Annotated in this window: 16 protein-coding genes and 1 pseudogene; 5 read left to right on the forward strand and 12 right to left on the reverse strand. The window is 52.2% G+C overall.

Annotated elements, in window-relative coordinates:
* Nucleotides 1–54: 54 nt before the first annotated feature.
* Nucleotides 55–1248, reverse strand: coding sequence for a glycosyltransferase family 9 protein (locus AC4EYZ_RS07690; protein WP_141439937.1), 1194 nt, complete (start codon nt 1246–1248; stop codon nt 55–57).
* 298 nt (nt 1249–1546) lie between these two features.
* On the opposite strand from AC4EYZ_RS07690, the gene AC4EYZ_RS07695 reads away from it, so the two are divergent.
* From AC4EYZ_RS07695 to AC4EYZ_RS07705, 3 genes are all read left to right on the forward strand, one after another.
* Nucleotides 1547–3117, forward strand: a protein-coding gene (locus AC4EYZ_RS07695; RefSeq protein WP_233926273.1) for an IS3 family transposase whose coding sequence is annotated in 2 segments (ribosomal slippage) — nt 1547–2000 and nt 2000–3117 — 1572 coding nt in all. Because the reading frame shifts where the segments join, the coding sequence is not laid out codon by codon here.
* Nucleotides 3118–3229: 112 nt separating this feature from the next.
* On the forward strand, nt 3230–3892 hold the full coding sequence (locus tag AC4EYZ_RS07700; RefSeq protein WP_141439938.1) for a response regulator: 663 nt from the start codon (nt 3230–3232) through the stop codon (nt 3890–3892).
* Entirely contained in the window at nt 3889–5301 is a 1413-nt protein-coding gene (locus tag AC4EYZ_RS07705) for an ATP-binding protein (protein WP_141439939.1), read from the forward strand. The genes AC4EYZ_RS07700 and AC4EYZ_RS07705 overlap by 4 nt, the downstream gene beginning before the upstream one ends.
* On the opposite strand, the gene dmeF is transcribed toward AC4EYZ_RS07705, so the two are convergent.
* From dmeF to AC4EYZ_RS07740, 7 genes are all read right to left on the reverse strand, one after another.
* A complete protein-coding gene (gene dmeF / locus AC4EYZ_RS07710; RefSeq protein ID WP_141439940.1) occupies nt 5302–6231 on the reverse strand; it encodes a CDF family Co(II)/Ni(II) efflux transporter DmeF in 930 nt (309 codons plus the stop codon).
* Between the two features lie 42 nt (nt 6232–6273).
* Nucleotides 6274–6549 carry a metal-sensing transcriptional repressor gene (locus AC4EYZ_RS07715; protein WP_141439941.1) on the reverse strand — a complete coding sequence of 92 codons (276 nt, stop codon included), beginning with the start codon at nt 6547–6549 and terminating at the stop codon, nt 6274–6276.
* A gap of 368 nt (nt 6550–6917) precedes the next feature.
* Complete coding sequence (locus AC4EYZ_RS07720) at nt 6918–7493, reverse strand: hypothetical protein (RefSeq protein WP_233974416.1); 576 nt, start codon at nt 7491–7493, stop codon at nt 6918–6920.
* A gap of 1932 nt (nt 7494–9425) precedes the next feature.
* Nucleotides 9426–10070, reverse strand: a complete 645-nt coding sequence (locus AC4EYZ_RS07725) for a hypothetical protein (RefSeq protein ID WP_141439942.1) — start codon at nt 10068–10070, stop codon at nt 9426–9428.
* Nucleotides 10058–11017, reverse strand: a complete 960-nt coding sequence (locus AC4EYZ_RS07730) for an MvdC/MvdD family ATP grasp protein (RefSeq protein WP_141439943.1) — start codon at nt 11015–11017, stop codon at nt 10058–10060. The genes AC4EYZ_RS07725 and AC4EYZ_RS07730 overlap by 13 nt, the downstream gene beginning before the upstream one ends.
* Before the next feature lie 28 nt (nt 11018–11045).
* Nucleotides 11046–11513 (reverse strand): hypothetical protein, encoded by a 468-nt coding sequence (locus AC4EYZ_RS07735; RefSeq protein WP_208797127.1) that lies wholly within the window; start codon nt 11511–11513, stop codon nt 11046–11048.
* Between the two features lie 366 nt (nt 11514–11879).
* Complete coding sequence (locus tag AC4EYZ_RS07740) at nt 11880–12134, reverse strand: helix-turn-helix domain-containing protein (RefSeq protein WP_141439944.1); 255 nt, start codon at nt 12132–12134, stop codon at nt 11880–11882.
* A 100-nt stretch (nt 12135–12234) separates the two neighbouring features.
* Here AC4EYZ_RS07740 and AC4EYZ_RS07745 point away from each other — a divergent pair, with 100 nt between their 5' ends.
* Nucleotides 12235–12849 (forward strand): hypothetical protein, encoded by a 615-nt coding sequence (locus AC4EYZ_RS07745; RefSeq protein ID WP_141439945.1) that lies wholly within the window; start codon nt 12235–12237, stop codon nt 12847–12849.
* Nucleotides 12846–14228 carry a DEAD/DEAH box helicase family protein gene (locus AC4EYZ_RS07750; protein ID WP_141439946.1) on the forward strand — a complete coding sequence of 461 codons (1383 nt, stop codon included), beginning with the start codon at nt 12846–12848 and terminating at the stop codon, nt 14226–14228. Before AC4EYZ_RS07745 ends, AC4EYZ_RS07750 begins: the two co-directional genes overlap by 4 nt.
* A 439-nt stretch (nt 14229–14667) precedes the next feature.
* Here the strand turns inward: AC4EYZ_RS07750 and ligA (AC4EYZ_RS07755) are convergent, their stop codons facing one another.
* From ligA (AC4EYZ_RS07755) to smc, 4 genes and pseudogenes are all read right to left on the reverse strand, one after another.
* Entirely contained in the window at nt 14668–16683 is a 2016-nt protein-coding gene (gene ligA, locus AC4EYZ_RS07755) for an NAD-dependent DNA ligase LigA (RefSeq protein WP_141439947.1), read from the reverse strand.
* Nucleotides 16684–16777: 94 nt separating this feature from the next.
* Nucleotides 16778–17941 (reverse strand): annotated as a pseudogene (ligA, locus tag AC4EYZ_RS07760) (NAD-dependent DNA ligase LigA); the annotation flags it as partial.
* A gap of 182 nt (nt 17942–18123) precedes the next feature.
* Complete coding sequence (gene zipA, locus AC4EYZ_RS07765; RefSeq protein ID WP_041157625.1) at nt 18124–19947, reverse strand: cell division protein ZipA; 1824 nt, start codon at nt 19945–19947, stop codon at nt 18124–18126.
* A gap of 640 nt (nt 19948–20587) precedes the next feature.
* Nucleotides 20588–24082, reverse strand: a complete 3495-nt coding sequence (gene smc / locus AC4EYZ_RS07770; protein WP_490204211.1) for a chromosome segregation protein SMC — start codon at nt 24080–24082, stop codon at nt 20588–20590.
* Nucleotides 24083–24098 lie beyond the last annotated feature (16 nt).

Genomic DNA, 24098 nt, shown 5'->3' on the forward strand with positions numbered 1-24098 from the left:
AATAGTAGGGTCACTATAAAGCGCAAAACTTAACGAACAGTTATGCGCTTTAATTTAGTAACTAGAATACAGAGGGTCAGCACTGGGTGGTGGTGTTACCCACTGTGTTGGTTGGTTTGTTGCCGAGGCCGGTTGAACGGGAGCCGTTGAGTTTTGTCCGTCAAGATTAGCGCGTATGGCTTCTATTACCGTGCTGATCTCTGGGCGCCACAGAATAGTGTCATAGGCTTCTCGTGGTACGAAGGCGAGTGATTTTTTCTGGCGTACCAGGGAAATAGTGGCTACATCGAGTGCTGCCGCTAAGTGCATAGGCCCGGAGTCTGGCGTCACGAGTAACTGCGCACGCCCTAGAACAGCGGCAAAGTGCCGGATAGGAAGCGGTGGGCATAAGCTACCATACAGCGATGACCTCAAATGCTGCTCAATAGGCGCTAGAAGCCTAAACTCCTCCGGGCCAAGAAATACGACATAGCGCATTTTACGGGCTTCCATGGAATCAATGAGCATTAACCAAAATTCCAACGGCCAACGTTTGTTTTGATGCCCACCAACGAAGATCGCAATAAAATTTGTATCTGATGATTGATGGCTATGAAGGCTTACTAGCTTTTGTATTTTCGTTATTGCCTGATAGCGTTCCTGCTCTGTTAACTGGAGCAATGGCCGGTTACGGCAAGCAACACCGAGCGGACGAGTCAAATTAACGATGGCATCGTAGGCATGTGATGACTTGCCTTCCGCCTCAATGTTGTACCAACGCTGGTGACCTTTACCTGACCCCATGCTGTACCGTGCCCCAATTAACCGGGTAACGATAAAGCCGCTCGTTGATCCTCCGCTCACTTGTACCGCCAAGTCATAGCGTTGTGCTCGTAAACGTCGTAATAGTGTCACACACTGCCAAGGTCGAAGAATGGCGGTTCTCGACAGTAAATAAAAATGATCAACAGGACGTTGCTGCAACAGTGGCCATGTTTTATCAGTCGCTAAATAATCTATGCGTGCGGAAGGAAAACGGTCACGAAAAGCATCGATGACAGGAGTGCTGATTAGCGCGTTGCCCAGACGAAAATTGGGGCGAATAATGAGGATTTTTTCTATTCCCACAAGGCTGTCAATGGTTTCTGTTGCAGGCGCTTTGACGATATACCGTATGCCTCCCAGTAAATATCGCTTCATTCTTTTTTCTAAAAAACGGGCCATTATTTTTAAATAATAGTTTGTTCTAATCAATGTTAGCAAGTGCATACTCTGGCGCTCTGTTCAGTTAATAAAAAATGACCTGCCCACGATAGCGACAGGGCAGATTCAAAATGACCGCCATTGAAGGCACTGCTTTGGCTTTGCCCATGGCGAAAGATGAAGCTTGAGCCTAAATAACTTAAAGAAGAGTTAAGCAGCGCAAGAGATTCGCAAAAATAGAGTGGTGGGCTTACTGGTTGGATTAGATGAGGTTGTTTTTTTTTGGAAGCCCCCTCTGTCAGCCTTGTTGTCCGGTTGGTGATATCGCCTAAATCTAATCCAGAGGGAGCGGCATGGAGTCCTTGTGCCACGTTATTCTGCAGAGCGTAAAGCAGCCGTCCTGAAGAAGTTGTTACCACCCCATAATCACAGTGTGGCATCGGTAGCAACAGAGGAAGGCATCTCTGACGCGACGCTGTATAGTTGGCTAAAACAGTGTCGAGTAAAAGGAGTGCCTGTGCCGGGTTACACCCAAGGCGACAGCGAATGGTCGCCCGACGCCAAGCTCGCCGTGGTCATCGAAACCGCCACCCTGTCAGAGGCGGAGCTTGGCGCTTACTGCCGCGAAAAAGGCCTTTATCCCGAGCAAATTCAACAGTGGAAAGCGGCTTGCCTCGAAGGCGCTGGTCGGCAAGAAGATCAGGAAAAAGCGGCGCAAAAGCAACGTAAAGAAGACCGTAAGACCATCAAGCAACTCAAAGCGGAAGTGCGACGCAAAGACAAGGTAGTGGCAGAGACGACGTCGTTACTGGTGCTCTCAAAAAAGCTCGACGCCTTGTACAGCGAAGATCCCGACAGCGGCGAGGACGACTAACGCCGCTCGACGAACGTGCAAGGCTTATCGCGCTATTTGACGAAGCGGTTATGGGGGGCGCTTCCCGCTATCAAGCAGCCGATATTATCGATGTAAGCGAGCGCACACTAAAGCGTTGGCGATCTGAGTGTGGCACTGTTGTTGAGGATCAGCGTCCACAGGCGGCACAAGGGAGGCAGCCGCATCAGCTGACGCATGAGGAAAAGCAGACCATTTTGAACACGTGTCATCGTCCCGAGTATCAGAGCTTGCCGCCGTCTCAAATCGTGCCCTTACTGGCAGACAACGGCGTCTATCTGGCCTCCGAATCGTCGTTTTATCGGGTCTTGAAAAAGCATCACCAGCAGCATCATCGTGGCCGTACGAAAGCACGCCGCACAGTACCCGCGCCGACCAGTTTTACGGCGACAGGGCCGAACCAGGTTTGGAGCTGGGATATTAGCTATTGCGCCTCCGTTGTACGAGGCCAGCACTGGTATCTCTACCTGATCATGGATATCTACAGCCGCAAAATCATTGCCTGGGAAGTTCATGAGACGGAATCGGGCGACTTGGCTAAACAGCTGATGGAGCGTGCATTATTGCGTGAGAAATGCTGGCATCAGCCGCCGGTGTTGCACTCGGATAATGGCGCGCCGATGACGTCCTATACGCTCAAAGCGAGGTTAACCGAACTAGGGATGTTGATGTCTTACAGTCGACCGAGAGTAAGCAACGACAACCCTTACTCGGAAGCGCTGTTCCGTACCGTCAAATACTGCCCAGCATGGCCCACCAAGGGCTTTACATCGCTGAGCGCGGTACGAGAATGGATGTTGGTGTTCGAGCGGGCTTACAACGAACAGCACCTTCACAGTGGCATCCAATATGTCACGCCAGCTGACCGGCATCGTGGCGTTGATCGAAAACGCCTTGAACGTCGTAAAGCGGTTTATGAAAGCGCTAAGCGTCGCTATCCGAAACGCTGGTCGGGCAGCACCCGAAACTGGGAGGTCACTGGTTCAGTGTCGCTTAACCCAGGGAAAGTGCAGGAAATCGAGCGTAATAAAAAGGCTGCTTAAGTGCAGCCATTTGGACAACTGGGTTGAAAATCACCGGAAGTAAGATTCCGTATTTAAGAAAAGCTTAAGTTTTGGAGGCGACAATAGCGGTTTGTCGATTAAGGGGATCAGCATGCGCGCACTATTAATAGAAGATGACCCCTTGCTTGGGGATGGCATTAAAACGGCACTTGAGCGCGAGGGCTACACAGTCGATTGGTTTATGCTTGGCCGAGAGGCAATCAGCGCTATCGGCAGCGAGACCTTCAGTGTGATTATTTTGGATCTTGGACTGCCCGATATGGACGGTATCCAGGTACTGCATTTACTCCGACAGCAATCTACTCTGCCTATTCTGATTTTGACGGCCCGCGATGGGATGGAAGACCGTATTGGCGGCTTAGATGCGGGGGCGGATGACTATGTGCTCAAGCCTTTCAATTTGCAGGAGCTACTCGCCCGTTTGCGTGTCGTAATGCGACGCGCTGAGGGACGTGCCTCGCAAATATTGACGCTGGGAGCACTGAGTATTGATGAGGCCCGCCATGCGGTGAGTTGGCGAGGCAAAGACGTAAAGTTGGGTCGACGCGAGTATGCTTTATTGCTAGAGCTAGCTAGGCATCCGGACAGGGTGTTATCTCGCCCTCGTTTAGAAAATTTGCTTTACGGCTGGGGCGACGAGGTAGAGTCCAATGCGGTGGAAGTTCACATTCATCATCTGCGTAAAAAGCTTGAAAAGCATCTGATTATTAACGTGCGCGGGATTGGCTACCGACTGGATAGCCAGGCGCAATGAGATCGATACGGCATTATCTGCTTCGCACGCTAGCCATTACCATGGTTGTCGCGGGGGGCGTTGCGGTTACTGCGGCTTACTTAATTACAGATCACGAGTTAGAAGAAATTCTCGATACACAGCTCAGTCTGCATAGCCGGATTGTGGCTGGCCAACTCGATCCAAACGCCACCATTGACGACTATGCTCGCCTGGCTTCACGCATGGGCCTTCCAGAACATCCGGCTCAGCTATATCGCGACGGTAACTCAGTGCCCGTGAGCAGTTCTGAATCAGGTCCCAAGCTTTATCACGAAGAAGAACTTAAATTAGTACTGGGTTTTTGGAATGCCGATAGCTCTCCCAGGCTGTTAGGGGCCAGTTGGAGTGATGCAGGCCCTTTCCCCGCGCCTTTAGGGGAGGGTTTTCGCTGGGAAAGTTACAATGGTCATCGCTGGCGGGTTTTCAGCATGTTCGATGTTGCTAGCGATACCTGGATTAGCATGGGGCTACGAGGTTCGTTTCATGATGAAGTAGTGGAGCGCATCACCTGGAACAATTTATTGCCGATGCTCTTGTTGCTGCCACTCCTCCTTTGGCTGATGAGTCGTATTATCCGGCGGGGTATCGCGCCTATTCAAGCGCTTTCCAGCCAGGTACAAGGCCGCTCCGCCCACGACCTGCGTCAAATCGATAACGCGGTTCCTCAAGAGCTTAATGGATTACGCCAATCGCTAAACGACTTTATCGCCCGGTTGAAAGAAACGTTAGAGCGCGAGCGGCGCTTCACTGCAGATGCGGCCCATGAATTACGCACGCCCTTGGCAGCGCTGAGAATCCACTTAGATAATGCGCAGGCAGGGGGAGAGCAATCATTACAAAAGGCTTATGTCGGGGTTGAGCGACTTCAGCGTGTGGTAGAGCAACTACTTATTTTGGCTCGATTGGATCAAGTTGCCACAACCTCACCGGCCACTATCGACCTTTATCCGATTATTGCTGAATTGTTAGCCGAGCTGTGGCCACTCGCTGAAGAGCGAGATCAGCACTTGAGGCTAACAGGCTTAACTCGGCTGGAGGTTCGCGCCGACGAAGTCGAGGTGGGAATTCTCTTTCGTAACCTACTAGATAACGCCTTGCGCTATACGCCGGGAGGCGGCCAAGTGGAGGTAGAATTAGCGCTTTGGGAGGGGTTGCCTCAACTCACGGTGAGAGACACTGGCCCCGGGCTCCCCGAGGCACTTTTGGATAAAGTCACTGAGCGCTTTAGGCGAGCGTCTGGCCAGGGCACCACCGGCAGCGGATTAGGTTTATCGATTGTCTCGGAGTTGGCTCAGCGCCAAAACGCACGCCTTACGCTTAGTAATCGCACGCCCAACGGTCTAGCGGTCAGTGTGACCTGGGAGCAAAACCAACATCAAGATCGTTGATTAGTTTGCTGGGCTGGTCTTCGAACTTAACTGCGTTTCCACCGATATATGCACCAGAGAATCGCACTGTTGCTGAATGCGCTGTCGGTAAATGTCAGGTGATTCTGGGGTGCCCGAGACCAGGGCGACAATCGCTGCATGGATATTAGGGCCAATAGACCAAATGTGTAAGTCGGTGATATGAGTTTGCTCGTCTTCGATAGCCTTTTTAACCTGTGCTTCTAGTTCACTGCGCTGCTGATCAAGTAATACGCGGGCAGTATCCTTAAGCAAAAGCCATGACCATCGGGTGATCAGCACGGCGCCAACAATGCCCATGGCCGGATCCAGCCAGTTCCAGCCCATGTATTTACCTGATAGTAGGGCGGCAATCGCCAGCACTGACGTCAAGGCATCGGCAAGTACGTGAAAATAGGCCGCCCGGCGATTGTGATCGTGGCTGTGATGGTCATGGCCATCATGATCGTGTCCATGCCCCTCTCCACCTAATATCCAAGCCGAAAGACCATTGACTGCAAGCCCTATAATCGCCACAAAAATCGCCCCGTTAAAAGAAATCGCCACGGGATTGATAAAACGATCAATACTCTCGATGACCATGTACAGCGCGAATACGGCTAGCAAAATAGCCCCGGTGAAGCCACCTAGGGCGTTAACCTTGCCGGTGCCGAAAGAGAAGTGTGCGCTAGTGGCATGACGACGTGCATAAATATAGGCGAAAGCTGCAATGCCCAACGCCACCGCGTGCGACCCCATATGGAGACCATCGGCAAGTAAGGCCATTGAGCCATAGGCAATACCGGCGGTAATTTCCCACACCATCATGACAAGGGTGAGGCCAACCACCAACAGCGTGCGGGTCTCGCCGCTGCGTCGTTTATCCTGATCGAAAACGTGATCATGCTGCCAAGCACTAAGGTTATGGTGCATTGGAATACTCTCCATTGAGATAGCTATTAAATGAGATATCCATTAAAGGTAACGAGCAATAGCCTTGAAATCCTTGACATGCTCACGTTGTAAGGCTGTTAAAGGCCCGACTGCCGCTTCCATACAGTGGTCGATGTGATCCTGCACCAAGGTTTTTTTGGCTTGTTGAATGGCTTTCTCAACGGCGTGGAGTTGCTGGGCAATCTCTAAGCAGGGCCGCTCGTCTTCTATCATGTTGGTCACGCTTTGAAGGTGGCCGCGTGCTCGGTTTAGCCGCTTGATGATCTCTGGATGTGTTTGATGTGTATGCGATGTCATGATGTGTCCTCTTTATATTCCTATCCCCCTGGAGGGGATACTAGGTTATTCAGAGTTTTTTTACTATAGCCTGTGAATGACGGGCATCGATGATGGTGCATTGCAATGGATTATGCGCCCGATGTTGTTGCTATCAGAGTCGCTGTGAACGCTTGTCCATCGAAATTTACGTCAACGCCTGAGGTATTTAATGTTACTGCTGATGGTGATGCAGGGGCTTGTCGTGACTAGTATTAATCTCTCACTTGAACCGCTCCGGTCAAAAGGCCGGAGCGCCTCCCCCTTAGCGCATCTAGCTATTAACACCTGGGCTTGCTCTTAGTGTGTGCATTGATGCTTGTTAACGCATCAATAATACATCTGAACACTCATGCAATAGGCAGCCAGTAGCTCTCGTCGCCCATGGTAACCCGTACCCCGTCTCCTGAACTCTCTATGGCCTGCCACCGAAGTGCTTTTTTGGTCACTTTCTTGTCATGAAAGTATTCCATGGCAGTTACGATCCACCGCTCCCTCCACTCATCCCCTTGTTCAGCGCACTTAGCCATTTGCATCATGGTGCGAGCCAACATTTCTTTTCGCCGGTTTCTTGCCCGTTTCTCATTCACCCTAGGGGCCAGTGTGGTGGCATATTGTCGATTTAAAAAATTGATAAACCCCGTCACCGAGGCAGCTTGTCCAGGCACTGCCTGCAAATAGCTGTCTACATCGCCTTGTTGAGGCAGCCGCTGCCCCTCCTGGTCAGTAGCGAATAGCAATGCGGATGCCGCTCTTAGGGCAAGCCGTGCGGATGTGTGGGACGCTTTTCCCGCCTCTATACGGGTTTCCAATTGAAGCCAATAGGCTTGCAGCACTTGGCCTGATAGCGAAGCGGACGGCATAGAACTGAGGCACGCTTGGATACGTCGTTTCTCTGAGTCGATCTTCTTTGCTTGGTGATCCAACTCTACCCCTTACTCTTCATGCAACCATCGCATGGGCAGCCTCACTCGCCGCACCCCCTCCGCCCCGAAGTGATGAAGTAGCTCCGAATAGCTCGGTATCCGTGACCACGCCTGGTCGAGCTCAAGGAAGAAGGAGAAGAAATGATTGATCTTGAGGGCAGCTTTATGCGTCCCCGTGGTACGGATCAGCCATTCACCAAATTCCCCAATTGCCTCACTTAACGCTTTTGTGGTGATACCGGCTTGTCCAATGGTGATGCGTTTACGGCATGTTCGCGTCCTGTAACAGGGCTCACAGACATCGCCTCGACCCGCAGGCATAGGATGGCCACACGATGGGCAGGCAATCTCACCTTGCTCATAACAAACTTTGCACAATGCGTCACCGCTTGATGTCATGACCAATAAGCGATGTCGACGACACGCAGAGCAGGTACCGTGATCAGCCATCGCACAGCGTGGACATAAGCGATGATCATGCCCCATACGCGTCACTCGGGTAAGACGTTGAGATGCTTTCCCACACGCCTCGCAGGGCTCTGGTGCTTTGAAATAGGGAGCGCAGGCGTTACAGACAGGGCCGTAGGGAGTGACCTTGCCGATGGTGTAGTCTGAACTAGCTTTTCCACATCGTGCACACGGTTTGTCGACGTCGCACTGATGACAGGCGACGTCTGGATCATTTTTAGGCAGACGGGCTAACTCGCCACATCGTGGGCACATCCGCCGCTTAAACACACGAGCATAGCAAGTTGAGCAGTAACCATGACCATGACCCTTATGGCGTCGCCACAATTTAGAGACTTCTCGACCACACTCATCGCAGTCTACCGTTAGGTGTTGCTTCAAGAGGTTGGCTCCGCTTTCATTCTCCGTTTTAAACGCGCCCATGAGGCTCTAACTGCGCGTTCCGACATGGGCGATGAGCCGGTGGAGCGCGGCGGCGATGCGGCCCATGGGGGTGGTGGGATAACCGTGTTATCAGCGCCAACAACACAACGGTGGGGTGACTTTCGGGGATCATGAAGCGCGCTCGTTTTGACCTTGAACGCGACCAGAGCGCTGAATATTTGATTGTCTGTCTAAGCGCTCGACATCTTGCTGCCAAGGGGGAATTAATCGCTCGCTGGTCCATGTCACCAATTGAAGGAGTGTGGCCTTTATCAGCTCTCTATGGTTAACGGATTGGCACCATATCTCGACCGGAAATGCTTGAATATTTTAGCCGCAAATCTTGGTTCAAAAGCTGGGGCAGAATCGCCCCAGCTCTCATAATCAGCGTGTCTACCGCGGCGAGCTCGGGGTATCCCTCCCTTTAACCAAGCTGCTGGAACATCCGTGAGAGGTTTATCGATGGTTGCAGGAATCCTAGTCAAGGCATTCGATAAGCTCCGCTCATCCGCGATTCGATCGGCAGAATTTTCTCGCTGACCATCTTTATTGATTATCAACCGGTGATATAGGGACAAATCCATCACTCGCTGGGCTGCAATTAAAAGGATATGTTTATCTTTAACCAGGTAGAGAGCCTGCAATGCTGTGCTGACGATGTCTTCCAGCGTATGAGCTGTAAGCTGGTATCAGGCCTGGAGTGTCTACGAAACCTGGGGCGATTCAATGCCAGTCAAGCAGTTTTTTAGTCGTTTTTATTAATGTAATTCACACCTAGGGCCGGTACCAAGAACCGAGAAGTGGAGTACTACGGCCGTCAGTGAGCCAGGTCCGGCAATGCAGCCCAACTCAGACGCCGATGCCGACAACCGCCTCCATTAGGGTCGATTACCCCGCATCATTACCGCCGACCAAAATGTTGAGGCCTTTGTTTGGATTGAGGGTGAATCACCTTAGACCCGATAGTCTTGCACCCTGATTTTCATGATCATATGCAGTCCTTATGTGAGTGCTAAAGATTCTGAGATCGTATCATGCAGCCTATTGGAGACAGCTCATCAGCGGCGCGACGATTTCATTATGAATTCGGCTAACAGCCCAGGCTGCCACCGGCCAAACCGCTTGGACTGCAAGAAAAGCTACGAAGCAAAAGAAGGCGCGCAGTAGGTACTCATGCGTCATTTTTATGCAGCTGATCTTTTGGTTTGTGCCGTTGTAGTTGTAAATCACGGCGCTCAGCAGATGTTTCACAAGTTGCTCTTCAGGCCTATCGGAGCTGAAGGTTTCTGCGATATCACCTGCACCTAGCTGTGCTGCAGCAGAGGTCTTGATGGTCTTCAGTGCCCATAAACCTGCTCGCATAAGGTATATCAGCGCGAAAATGAATATACCCAGCAAGGTGCCAGCCAAAGCTTTATTGATTTGATCATCCCAGAGACGAGGGAGGATCGTTGCCAGGATCGGCATCAGCGCTGTAATCGCCGCGAGATAAAGCCCGGCTTTGGAATCAGCCCCACGACGGCGCTCCTGCTCTGCGTCAAAAAGCCTGCGCGCCTCCTCCAGAGCGACATCATTTTTTTCCAGCCAAGAACCTTGGTTGACCTTGTCCCTCTCACTTTGAAGCCACTCGTGCTGAGATGAGAGCGTAAGGCGAGGCCACAGCCATTGAGGGATTAACTTTGGCACCGAGCAATTTCCTCAAGTTCATCAACTATCGCAGCGGCAATGGGGTAGCCGGTGAGGTTTTCAATCCAGGCCCATTGGCCATTCGGGTTGATCTCAAGAAACCACAGTTTGCCCTGCTGATCGCAGATTAGGTCAATCGCTCCATAACGTAGTTTCAGGCATTCCATCAGTGCCAAGCACTGATCGTTGACCTCGCCAGGAAGTTCAATGCGTTCATGCTTGAGATCGGGCCGGCGCCCCTGGCGCCAATCCACTGTGGTTTCTTCGTGTTCCTGCGACTTGATTGCGGTTGCGAACACCTGGCGGCCTACGACTGTAACTCGAACGTCATACTGTTTTTTGATTTCGGCCTGGGCGATGAACGGTGCCAAGGCAATTGATTCTTTGTCGCTGTCGCGAAGAATCTCCAGTCGGGTGGTAAAAATCACCCTTTCTTGGTCTCCGTTGATCAAAGCCTGCCGAAGCGGCTTCCCGATCGCGGGTCCAGCCTTAGCAACCTCACGAATCGAGGCGATGTCGTTCGTGATCTGAACCTGCGGCACGTTGAAACCGATCTCGCTCGCGAGCATCAGTTGCTTTGGTTTGTCTTCAGCAGCAAAGATATCCATCGGCGAATTCAGCCAAAGGCCTTCCAGACGCGCATACAGGCTCTTCAGAAAGGCTTCCCACTCCGCGCCCACGTATTCCCTTTCACCGTCATCCGAAATGGTGAGGTTGCTAGCAGGCGGAGCAGGACGTCGAAAATACGCAGCGCGCACATCGGCTCCCTGGAGTATTCGCTCTCTGAAAGATAATGACCATGCGCTTCTCGGAAATGCGGACATTGTGCAGCGAGCCGTCGACAGCTCTTCGGTATTCAAGCGGAAAAAAGACGTCTGGCGGCGTTTGAGTTCAGCCACGACATAGTCGATCGTAATGTCGCGGCGATTTGTGACTAACAAAAGCATTCGCTTTCCTTAACTCGATCGGTCCGGGTCAGCAATCAAATCCTAGGGTTCGGAAACCATCGTCATCTGTTTCCTGCTCTACCTTGGTTTTGGTAACTAGCTCCAGCAGTTGGCTCGCGGAATAGTTGTCATCGACTTCCTGTATCGAATCTGTCTTGGTGATTAACTGCAGGAGGTTGTTGTATCCCGTTGGTCTGGTGTCGTCGTCACTTTCGAGCTGCTGGTAAGTCTTGGTAATCAGTTCAAGCGCAAGATAGTTGTCGTCATCCTCTTCATTATGCACTCGTGTCTTGGTCATCAGCTGCGAGAGCGCTTGCTCGTTGATAATAGGTAGTGCGCCTTGCTCCGTATCGACCACCCACATTTGTTGCTGTTCGCAATAATAGCCAGGAAGCTGATCTTCTCCAGTGCGAGGCTTTCCAGCCTTAGCTAGAAAGGGCGAAATACCTTTTTCACTGCGGTAGTTTCGAGCTTCCATGTTTATTGTATTACCCATGAAGCCAGTCCTTTAGATTAATTGTTCGAAATGGGTTTAATGCTACTTTGCGATCAGCTACCGAAAACATGATTTTTTCGGCGGTGCGCACACCACTGTTGCGATAGCTTCAGCAACGTAGCATTTGATCAGAGCATTTAAGGTACAACACTTCAGCTTTCAGAGACGAAGCGTTGCGTTATCCAAAGCATGTGCAGCTGATGCAAGCTGTGAAAGAGCCATAAGCATGGATGTCCACGCAACTTAGGTAAGAGTACGTGGCCCTGGACTCATAGATATCCATACTTGGAGAAATTAACCTTTCTCTGATGAAGCTAACGTCTGCGTTAACAAGCATCAATACCCGGCACCATGTTCTTTTTGGTTCTAACCGCTTTTGGCCGGTTTGTGCCCTTCTGGTTCCAAGGTGGTTTGATCAGGTAAAAGAGATGCTGGTTCACATTGGAGCACGGCAGCAATCTCATATAACTTTTCCACGGTGATATTAACTTCTCCTCGTTCGACTCTTCCTATATAGCTGCGATCAATACCAGCAGCTAAGGCAAAGGCATCTTGCGAAAGCCCCTTCTTCTTCCGTTCTTCCCTGATATTTTGTCCCAGAGTCTTCGCTAGCTCACCCATACCCGCCTCATTTCCTTTTGGCGGGACTATCCTTCGTTGCGGCCTACCTAGCCACGGACTATAATCCGCATTTCGTTTTTACCTCTCCTAGGTGATGGTCATGTCGGGTACCCCCCCTTCGATTGAGGAGCGCATTTTCGAACTCCTTTTAGAAACTGATAACGCTCAATTCACTATACGCAGCCTCCGTGACCAATATGCACACCAACATGGCATAGCCGCTGAGTACCGCACTGCTCTGAGGCGTTTTATCTATGAAAGAATTAAAAAGCTAATCACCGCTGGCTTGGTGGAGAAAGACAGTGAAAAACGCAAACGCGATCAGCTCTATTTTGTTTTGCCTTCAATTAGAGAAGCGGGCTTGAGCCTGGAGGGAGAAAGTTTTGAAGCATGGCACCAGCGGCTCGTGTCGCAAACAGCAAATGAAACAACAGAGACAACCGTTATTCCAAAAGACGAAAATAGTAGTGAACAGAGCCCCAGTGCTAGAAAGGCTTCGAGTCAATATGCCTTGGAGAAAGTGTTAAAGGAAACGCAAAGTGAATTCCTTTCTACACTGGGTGAAGTCGAGGCGTTCCGTGAGCTTATGGATGAATACCCTGATCTTAAGGCGAGTATCGTGGTTGATCATCGTGATGCTTATGACCGGAGCGCACGCTTAATGGGCCGGGTGCGTGCACTAGAAAAATCCCTACATCGGCTAAAGGGTACATGAGCACGAGGCTGCGGAGATGGCAAGCAGAGTGCTTGGAGCTAGCGAAGGTTCACTACTTACTCCATAGCGACTTTTTCGTGCAAGCAACACCTGCGAGCGGAAAAACCCGACTGGCAGCTGAAATGACTCGATGGCTCCTTGAAGAAGGACATATTGATTTTGTTATCTGCTTTGCGCCAACGAGAGAAGTGGTGGCTGGTATCCAGCGCACCTTTACCGTCGTATTGAATCAGCGGTTTGGCGATACGCTTGCGTCAGTAGGGGCTGCCTATACCTACCAATCAATGGAATATCACCCTGAGGATTTTTGGACGTTATTCACAGAATATCGCACATTGACCATTTTCGATGAGATACATCACTGTGCAGGCCATGATCCGCTCCTCAGCAACACGTGGGGCCAGCAGATAATTCAGCGTATCCAAAATGCGGCCACTTACACGTTAGCGCTGTCAGGAACGCCCTGGCGTTCGGATGAGTTACCTATCGCATTAGCTCGTTACAGCGATCCAGAAGGCAAACTCATTTGCGATTACCGTTATGACCTTAAAACCGCCATTCAAGACGGTGTATGCCGCTCGCCACGAATTACGCTCATCGATAACCCACTGATCCGCTTAACCGAAGAGAACGAAAGCACAGCATCGGTAAGAGCGTTTTCCTCATTTCAACAGTTGCTTAGTGAGTCGCCAATCAGCTACGAAGACCTGTTGCGACACGACGACATCCTGAATGCGGTGCTAGACCTTGGCATCAAACGACTCAACAAAGAGCGGAACAGCGTGCCTAATGCTGGCGGTCTAGTCGTTGCTACTGACATTGAACATGCCCATCAAATCGCTGAGCTTTTGCTTCATAAGGGTGAAAGTTATGTAGTGGTGACTAGCCAAACACCGAAGGCGCATCAACTAATTGACCAATACCGATATAACAGTACGCGCTGGATTGTCGCGGTAAGCATGATTTCCGAAGGGACGGATATCCAACGGTTATGCGTTTGTGCGTACCTGAGCAGGATTCGAACAGAGCTGCATTACCGGCAGGTTTTAGGGCGCATTTTACGCAAAATGGGCGACTCAGATGTAACAGCATGGCTCTATGTCATCGCCGAGCCACTGCTGCGTAAATATTCGCAGCGAATAGCTGAGGATTTACCCGAAGATCAGGCGATGCTTCAAACCCAAAAGCTGAACCTACGATTGGAGAAAGCGCGCTCCAGTCAAATGGGCGGCACTGAGGAGAGTGAGCCAGCTGCGAGTAATAGCCAACCGTTATCAGCAGAAAATATTAATGAGCGTGAGATGCTGTCTCTTGAGCCTCCCTTGCTAACGCTTAGCTTCTCGGAATACTACCGCCAGCACCTCTTGTCTCTTATATAGGCCCTCTTTTATAAAGTTTTATGAACAAAAAACCTTTTGATTCATCTACGTAAGGACCACCAAAGATGAATCAGAGCCGTCTGCTCTATGGGTCATTCCCCCATTTTAAAAAGCTACAGAAGTAGAGCTCAGAGCACAGCCGGGCACCTCTATATTTCAACAACGTCGGTAATAATAGCTTTTTGCCAACCAAAATGTGGCGCTTAAGTGAAAAGCTGCATAAATACTAACGCAGCAGATTGATCGGTGCCGCCAGTGTAGAATCTGTCCATCAGGACACCGTATAACAGAACTACCCAATGGAAGCAGATCTCGGTAGCCAAGAAGTTACCTGCCGAGATCGGTTCCTGGCCCGGAGGCCGTGTGTCAAAGCAACAATTGATCGAAGTACTGTCGCCGTCCTACTTCGCCCAATGCGGCATGTGTCAAACTGACCTGGCTATGCTTTTGCGTACTTAGCTAGCATCTGAATCAGCTCACTTTCATTAATTACCTCTACACCGAGGTCTTTAGCTTTTGTAAGCTTAGACCCTGCACTCTCTCCCGCCACAACGTAAGATGTGCGAGTTGACACGTTTCCAGACACTTTGCAGCCTAGGCTTTCCAGAGATTCCTGTGCCTCAGACCTAGTCATACTGTTCAAAGTACCTGTTAAAACGAACGTTTTTCCTTTCAACGGCTGCGAACTCTCATCTACCTGGACTACTTCCCACCGTACGCCTTGCTCGATGAGCGCGTTAATTACCGACAAGTTTCTTTCCTGCCGAAAAAAGTGATAGATATGTGTTGCGACGATTTCTCCTATATCAGGAACATCTACCAACTGCTCCATAGAAGCAACTATGAGTTTGTTGAGATCCCCAAAGGATAGTGCCAAGTTCTTTGCTGTAGCCTTTCCAACTTCTCGTATCCCTAATGAATAGACGAACTTATCAAATGTCGTTTCTTTAGAATTATCAATAGCTTGAAGTATATTCTCAATCTTTTTAGGACCCATTCGATCCAGATGCAATAAAGAGGGCGCGGTTAGGGTATAAAGGTCAGCGGGGCTTTTGACTATCTCTTGCCTAACCAACTCCTCAATAATTTTTTCACCTAGACCAACTACGTTCATGGCATTTCTAGAGCAGAAATGTCTTATTGCTTCTATCAACTGCGCTTTACAAACTAGCCCACCGGTACATCTTGCATCAGCTTCCCCTTCAACCTTTTCAATATCTGATTTGCATACTGGGCAGGATTGAGGAAATATGATGGGCTTTCTATCTGCCCCCTTGGTTGATACAGACATGACCTGCGGGATGACATCTGCTGCGCGGCGAATGATCACCTCATCACCTATACAAAGGCCAAGGCGCTCAATTTGATTCGCATTGTGTAACGAAGCACGACTTATTGTCACTCCTCCTATAAAAGCTGGCATCAGAACTGCAACTGGCGTTATCTTTCCAGTTCTCCCAACTTGAAACTCAACGTTTTCCAATCGGGTCTTACCTTCCTGGGCTGGAAATTTATGAGCGATTGCCCACCTGGGAGCATTTGTAATGAAGCCAAGTGACTCCTGTTGAACAATTGAGTCAACTTTAAAAACGACCCCATCAATCTCATACGGAAGGGCTGAACGAGAAGCCATAAGCTCCTCAATGTAGTCGTGACAACCAGATACTCCAACTTTAGTCGTACTTTCTTTCGGAAGTGCAAACCCCAGATCTTTGAGATAAATTAGTCGCTCAAACTGGCTAGCAGGGAGCTCTTTACCTTCACAAACGCCGACTCCATATGCAAAAAACTCTAGAGGCCTACGTGCTGTTACATCAACATTCAGCTGTCTCAAACTCCCAGATGCCGCGTTTCGTGGATTTACGAGCAAGTTTTTTCCTTCGCTCGCTAGGCGTTCATTAAGTTCTTCAAACTTTACCACAGGAATTACGACCTCACCCCTAACCTCAAGCCTATTAGGAGCATTAATATTTGATAGCGTTCGAGGCACATTACGGATGGTTTTTACATTCCGTGTTACATCTTCACCAACACTGCCATCGCCTCTAGTTGCCCCCCTGACCAGAGCCCCATTCTCGTATATCAGACTAACGGCCAATCCATCTAGCTTCGGTTCTGCGCAAAATGTTACAGGACTCGATGTACCAAACGATTTCTCGATCCTTCGAATGAAATTTTCCAAGCCACTGAAATCAAACACATTGTCCAATGAAAGCATTGGAACTTCGTGCCTCACCTTTTTAAAGCCCTTCGCTACTCCTCCTCCAACTTTCTGAGAGGGTGATGAAGGATCACTTCTCTCGAGATTTTCACTTTCTAGTTCCTTCAACTCACGCATTAGCTCGTCGTATTCGGAGTCAGTAACGGAGGGCTCATCCAAAATGTAATATTCATGATTGTATTTTTCTACAAGAGCTCTCAGCTCCGAAATTCTGTCTTGATTTTTATGATTCATCGTCATCAACTCGACCGCTTGGGTGCATTTGCTACCTAGCTATGATTATTTTACAAATTAGCCTATTTGAAACTCCGAGCTACAGGGTGACACCTACATCACCGGCCCGGCGAATCGACACCGTATCGCCGATCATGACATCCAAGCGTTTGATTTCATCGGCGTTGTGCAGCGTCGCGTTAGACACCGTCACACCGGCCACGGTGACTGGTTCCAGGCGCGCCACGGGCGTAATCGCCCCGGTTCGGCCGACCTGGAACTCCACATCGTTAAGCGTGGTGACCTCTTCCTGAGCCGGATACTTGAACGCCACCGCCCAGCGCGGCGCGCGGGCAACAAAGCCAAGTTCACGCTGGTAGCGCAGGTCGTTCACCTTGATCACCACGCCGTCGATATCGAAACCTAAATCGTCTCGCCTTTCGCCTAACTGGTCACAGTAATCGGCAACGGCCTGCGGGCCTTTGACCACCTTCAATTCTGAACTGGCGCGAAAGCCTAACGTGGACAAACGCTGCATTAGTTCGCTGTGCGCAGTATCCCCTAAGTCTGGCTCCAAGCGCGCAGCCTGATAAGCATGAAACTCTAGCGGGCGCTTTGCCGTGATGCGTGGATCCAGCTGGCGCAGGCTGCCTGCCGCCGCGTTGCGGGGGTTGGCAAAGACCTTGCTGCCCTCTTCCCGGGCGCGCTCGTTCAGCGCCTCAAAGCCCGCATGGCGCATAATTACCTCGCCACGTACTTCTAGCAGCGCGGGCACGTTTTTGCCCATTAGCTTGAGCGGCACCGAGCGCAGCGTGCGCAGATTAGAGGTAATGCCTTCGCCGGTGCGACCATCACCTCGAGTCGCACCGCTCACCAGCATGCCCTGCTCATAAACTAACGAGACGGCCGCGCCGTCCAACTTTGGCTCGCAGGTAAACTCAAGACCGTCTGCCGTGCATTCGAGGCGTTCGGCCACCCGTTCAGCAAAGGCGAGGATATCGTCACGGCTAAAGGCGTTATCTAGCGACAGCATGGGGATAGCGTGGGCCACCGATGGAAAGCCATCCGCAGGGGCAGCGCCCACACGCTGAGTGGGTGAATCGGGAGTGACCAACTCCGGATGCTCAGCCTCCAACTGCTGTAAACGCTGAAATTTACGATCATAGTCGGCATCCGTCAGCGTCGGTTCATCCAGCACGTAGTAACGGTAGTTGGCCTCGTCCAGGGCGGCCCGCAGTTGGTTAATCTCTTCCAGAGATTGAGAATCAGACTGACTCATTGGGGTGGGTTCCAGTACTAGCTAAAATCGGCAGCGAAAACGCAAAAGCTAAATTTCAAAAGCTAAATTTCAAAAACATAAAAAATGACAAAACAACAGCGTATTGAACAGAAACACCCGCCTCCTGGCAAGAAGGCGGGTGTTTCACAGCAAGTGCTGCTTCGTCGGTTAGTAGGCGACGATTAGCGGGCTTGCAGTTGACGATGCAGGCGATGGCGGCGCTCAAACTCACGCACCCGCTGGCGGGCAAATTCGATCGTTTGTGCGGTCATCACGCTGCGGTTTTCGTCTTTTAGCTCGCCGCCCATATGGCGAACCACCACCATGGCGGTTTCTACCATCGCCTCAAAGGCAGCGGCACTATCGATGGCGCCAGGTAGCGGCATCAACAGCGTGATACCGGGCGTCATAAACTCACCCATCTCTTCAATGGGGAAAGTACCCGGTTTAACCACATTCACCATCGAGAACTGAAGCTCACTAGCATCGCTCTCGGTTTCAAAGCGGTGGAAAACACCCATTTCACTGCTGTAGCGCAAACCGCACACCATCATCAGCTCAAGTAGTTTGGTGCCATCGAAGCCTTCTGGATCACGGGACAGAACGCTAATCACCACGACTTCTTCGGCATTGGACAGCGTCTCTTTAGCGTGTTCACCGTTCACATCATGGCGCAGAGCTTTTTCTAACGTTGGGTGTACGCGGACTCGCTCGTTCATACCACGCTCGCCGGCCGTTTGGCCATCATAAGCGTCTGCCTCGAAGCTTTCTTCAAAACCTTCTTCGTGGGCTGCATACTCATGGCTTGCGTAGCGACGCGCCTCTTCATCGGCAGCATGCTGCTGGGCGGCTAGCCTTTCGGCGGCAGCCGCTTCTTCACGAGCTTGGGCCTGCTCTTGAGCAAGGCGGGCACGCTCTGCGTCAGCGGCTTCTTTGGCTTCACGCTTCTGCTCTGCTTCCAGCGCTTTGCGCTCGGCCTTCTGTTGGGCCAAGGCTTGATCACGCACCGCTTTCTCAGCTTTTTTGCGCTGCTTCTCTTTACGCCGCGCAATCAAACGACGCTTCAGCGAGCGCCCCATGCCTTCAAAGTCGACCAGGCGATACTCATCAACTTCGTCATCATCCAACTCGTCGTATTCGCCCGCTGTATCAGAACGCAACTGACGCCGTTTCGGCGAATGCTCATTGGCGTGTTTAGCAAATACTGCATCTTCTGGCTCAGCCCGCAGCACAGGCTCCTGGGTGTGCTCTGGTTCCTGCTGAGTGCGAGGCTGTGCCGCCATTTCGCTGTCTGTTTCAGTGGCAGCTGCGTCACTGGCGGTGAACGAGATAGCATCTGAAGCAGCAGGTTGAGACGCTTCAACGTTCTCTTCTGCCACCGGAGAGCTAGGCGTTGCAGCAGAATACGCAGGCTGCTCGCTTTGTGGTTCCGGCTGCGAAGGTACTGTCGCCTTGACCTGCGGCCTCTCAGTTTGAGGAGAGCCAGTTTGTGCAGAGTCAGTCATTGAGATACTGGGCTCGCGGCGCTCATGTTCAGTGGGCGCATTGTGGGCAGCATAACTAGCAGAAGACGTCGCCGCAGAAGTGACTGGCGGCTCTGTCTTAACGGCTACGCTTGGTGCTGGCTTAGCAACTGATGCTGCTTTATCGAGTTTATCTGCCTTATCAGCTTTGCGCTTGGCGGCTTTAGCAGAGGCGGAACGTCTAAACTCTGAAAGCACTCTAGAAGGCCCAGGATGCTCTTGACGTTCTAACTTTGGTTTATTACCTAAGCCACTATAGTCTGCGGGTTTAACAACTCGAGCACCGCCATTTGGAAGTTCCCAATTGATCTCCGCAGCTTTAGCAGCCTCCTCGGGATCATCTAGCGAACTCCCGGATAGGTCTTTCTCCGCCTGATCCAGACGGGGTACACGACGCTGCCGTTGAAGTCTTCGCACACCGTCAATAACGATGAGCGATACCAACGCCAGCCCTAAAATGATTAGCCACTCTCTTAGTTCCATGTCGAACGTTCCATGGTCGTCTTGCCGGTTGCTAAGGCACGGTGTCTAAAATGTCATGCCTGAATATAGGTAACGGCTATTGAATAATTACCTGCTATCAATAAAGCCAAGCATAGCGCGATTACTACCAAAAGGGCCAATTTTTGCTGCATTTAACGCGATTTTCACGCCATGGCAGAATTCTGCCTCTCTTTAGGCCAGAGAAATCTGACCTTAACTTCAAACAAAAGTGCCGCAATCATTAGATCTAACATCTATAAATAGCTTTATAAAGGAATCCGAGAAGCAAGAAAAGCCGTTTTGACAACCGACACACCCGCCATTGCGTATTGCCTCTATAAGCCGTTTAACCATCTCAAGCGCGCTATTAGTAGGGTTAATATAGTTAAGAAGAACGCTTTAGGACATTTTTTTACGCATTTTTCCAACAAAAAGTTTATCTACTTGGCGTTTGCCGCTTCAGCTTTGCTCACTCTACTATCGCCAATAGTGCTTTCGCTAACTCTGCTTTCGACAATAGCCTCCTTGGAAAAACGCTCTCAACAGAAGTGCTCTTCCAAGAACTCTGCTGCTTAGTCTTCGTTCTCCCAGGTCTCAATCAGAATGCTTTCACTGCTGCTTGGTAGGATAGGGAGTTAGTTTAATCGACCAGCGCCGCCGCTTCTTCAATACCCACCGAGACTAACCGCGATACGCCGGGCTCTTGCATGGTGACACCCATCAAGCGCTCGGCGGCTTCCATGGCAATCTTGTTGTGGGTGATGTAGATAAACTGAACGTTTTCAGACATCTCTTTCACCAGCCTGGCGTAACGGCCCACGTTGGCGTCATCCAAGGGGGCATCGACTTCATCCAGCATACAGAACGGCGCGGGGTTAAGCTGAAAGATCGCAAATACCAGCGACAGCGCAGTCAGCGCCTTCTCGCCGCCCGAGAGCAGATGAATGGTGCTGTTCTTCTTACCCGGCGGGCGGGCCATAATCGCCACGCCGGTTTCCAACAGATCATCGCCGGTTAGCGTTAGCCATGCAGCACCGCCGCCGAATACGCGAGGGAAAAGGGTTTGTAGCCCAGCGTTCACCTGATCAAAGGTTTCGCGGAAACGCACACGGGTTTCTTGATCGATACGCTTAATCGCCCTTTCGAGGGTTTCCAGCGCTTCGGTCAGCTCAGCATGCTGCGCTTCCAGATAATTTCGCCGCTCGGCCTGCTGGTCGTACTCCTCAATGGCAGCGAGGTTGATCGCCCCCAAGCGGCGAATTTTATCCGTGGTGCTTTCCAGGCGTTCCTGCCAACGGGTTTCCGTCGCTTCCTGGGGTAACTGTTCGGCAAGAGTCTCGACGTTATGACCAAGCTCAGCTAGCTGCTCATCCTGGGTGGTGGCTTTAAGCGCCAGCGCCTGCACGTCCATGCGCCGCTGCTGGAGCTGCTCGCGGCTCTGTTCCAGGTTGCGCTCGTGCTGCTGGCGGGCAAGTTCATCGTTACGCAGCTGTTCTGCCAGTGCCTGAGCCTGCTGACGAGTGGCGTTTAAGCGCCCTTCCTGCTGCTCGCGCTGATGAAGCAGCTCTTCAAGCTCTTCACCGGCCAGCTCGTCGGGTTCGATCAGCATTTCCCGTGACTCTTCCAGCTCGGCAATCCGCAGCGAGAGCCGCTCTTCAGAGTCACTTGAACGCGCCTGCTGTGAGCGCAGACTATCGCGCTCGGCACTCAAGCGTTCACGCTCCAGCGCCAGCGCCTGCTGCTGCGCTTTGAGCGGGGCGTGCTGCTGGGTCAACTGGTCACGCGCTTCACGCTGCCGGTTGCGCTGTTCGGCGCTGGTTTCCCGCGCTTGCGCCGCGCTTTCCAACTGTTCCATCGCCACATGCCAGCGGGCACGCTGCTCGTCGATGGTAAGCGCTAACTCCGCCTCATCTTCTTGCAGCTGGGCAAGCTCTTCATCGAGTTCAGTGGCGCGACTCTCCAGATGTTCCAAGCGCTGGGCCAGGCTGCGCTCTTTTACCGCCAGCTGTTGCAGGGTGGCGGCGTGGGCGCGCTCCTGTTCGGCCTGCTGTTCACGGGCCTGCTCCAGGGTTTCAATGGTTTCACTGGCCGCTTCACACTGCGCTTCTGCCAGCGCCAGCGCCTCTTCTTCGCTTTCGCGCTGGGCGGTCAGTTCGGCGTAGCGGCGGCGCGTTAATAGCAGCCCGTCGATACCTTCGCCGTTGGCCTGCTGGTTCAGCCAGCCGCGGCCCAGCCAAACGCCATCCTGGCTTACCACGCTTTCGCCAGGTGCGAGGTGCGCTACCAGCGCCTCCGCTTGTTCTGCCGTTTGCGTATAGTGAATGCTCGCTAACCATTCACCCAACGCACCGGCGCCTTTGACCAAGCTGTCTAATCGCTGGCCAGAGGTTGAGGCGGCGGGTGGTGTTTGATCAATCAGCCGCCACTCCGTGGCTAAGGCTTCAGGTAAAGCGGCCAGTTGGTGGCGGTTCACCAAGCGGGCATTGAGCCAGGGCGCGAGCAGCCAGGACACCAGCGTTTCCCAGCCGGGCTCAACCTGCAGTGCTTCACCCAGTTGGGGGGCATCCGCTAAACCATACGCTTCCAAGGTCGTGCCAATAGCAGGATCGTGATCCACCAGGGCGGCATCAATCAACGCTTGAAGTGAGGCTAACTCCCCCTGGCGCTGACTGAGTTCAGCGCGCTGATTGTCCCGCGTCTGAGTGGCCTGCTGGTAGGCTGTTTTGGCATCGCCGTAGCGCTGCTGCCATTGATCCCGCTGGGTTTGAAAACCTTCCGACTGCTCCTCGGCCTCGGTCAACTGCGCCTGGCACACAGCGTGCTCTTCACGCAGCGCGGTGAGATCGGCTACCTCGCTGCGCTGCTGACGGCGGCGCTGATTTTCCGCTTGTAAACGCTGAATACGCTGTTCAAGGTCGCGCAACTGATCCTGGCTACGATCCGCATCGCGGCTGGCATCCCGCCAGCGGGTTTCGGCATCGGCCCACTGCTGCTCGGCGGCTTCCAGCGCGGGAGACGCGTCGGCCAGCGCCTGCTCCAGGCTTTCGAGCTGCTCCTCCAGCGCTTCATGTTCGGGGAGTAGATCGTCAAAGCGCTCGTCAATGGCGGCTAAGCGCTCCTGATCGCCTTCGCTAACGCGGCGCTGCTCGTCCAATTCGCGGCGAGCCGTGGCGATGTCGCTGGCCAGTTGGGTTTCACGGCTACGCCGGTGGGCCTGATCCTGTTCTAAACGGGCGATGCGCGTAGTGGTTTCAAAGAACTGCTGCTGATGGCGATCGAGCACCTCAGAAAGTTCGTCGTGCTGCTCCCGGGCCTGCTCCAGGCGGGTTTCGCACTGGCGGACACCGAAGACATCTTTTTCTACCGCTATTTCCAATTCGCGAACGCGGCTCTCTTGATGCGATTGCTCGGCACGCAGGGCGCGCCCGCGCAGCAGCGCCAGCTCGCCCTTGAGCCGATACTCCTGTTCCTTGAGATCCTGATAGCGCTTGGCGGCTTCGGCCTGACGTTTGAGGCGCTCTAGCTGCTTATCCAGCTCTTCGCGAATATCGTCCAGTCGCTCCAGATTCTCCTGGGTTCGCCGCATGCGGTTTTCGGTTTCCCGGCGGCGCTCTTTGTACTTGGAGATACCCGCGGCCTCTTCAAGCGTTGAGCGCAGATCGTCGGGGCGGGCTTCGATCAGCCGCGAGATCATCCCCTGGCCGATAATCGCGTAGGAGCGCGGCCCCAGACCGGTACCCATAAACAGGTCGGCGATATCGCGCCGACGGCATTTCTGGCCGTTAAAGAAGTAGTTGGATTGTCCGTCGCGGGTGACCAAGCGCTTAACGGCAATTTCCGCGTACTGGGCGTAAACGCCGCCCATGCCGCCATCACGGTTGTCGAACTTGAGTTCTATGGACGCCTGGCTGATTGGTTTACGGCCGGTGGAGCCGTTAAAGATAACGTCGGCCATGGATTCGCCGCGCAGGGTTTTGGCGGATGACTCCCCCATTACCCAGCGCACGGCGTCGATAATATTGGATTTACCGCAGCCGTTGGGGCCTACGATGGCGGTCATATTGCCATCAAAGGGCACCGTGACGGGATCCACAAAGGACTTAAACCCGACTAAGCGAATCGACGTTAAGCGCATACCGAAGCGGCGTTCC

The sequence above is a fragment of the Vreelandella sp. 162(4c) genome, from assembly GCF_058152265.1.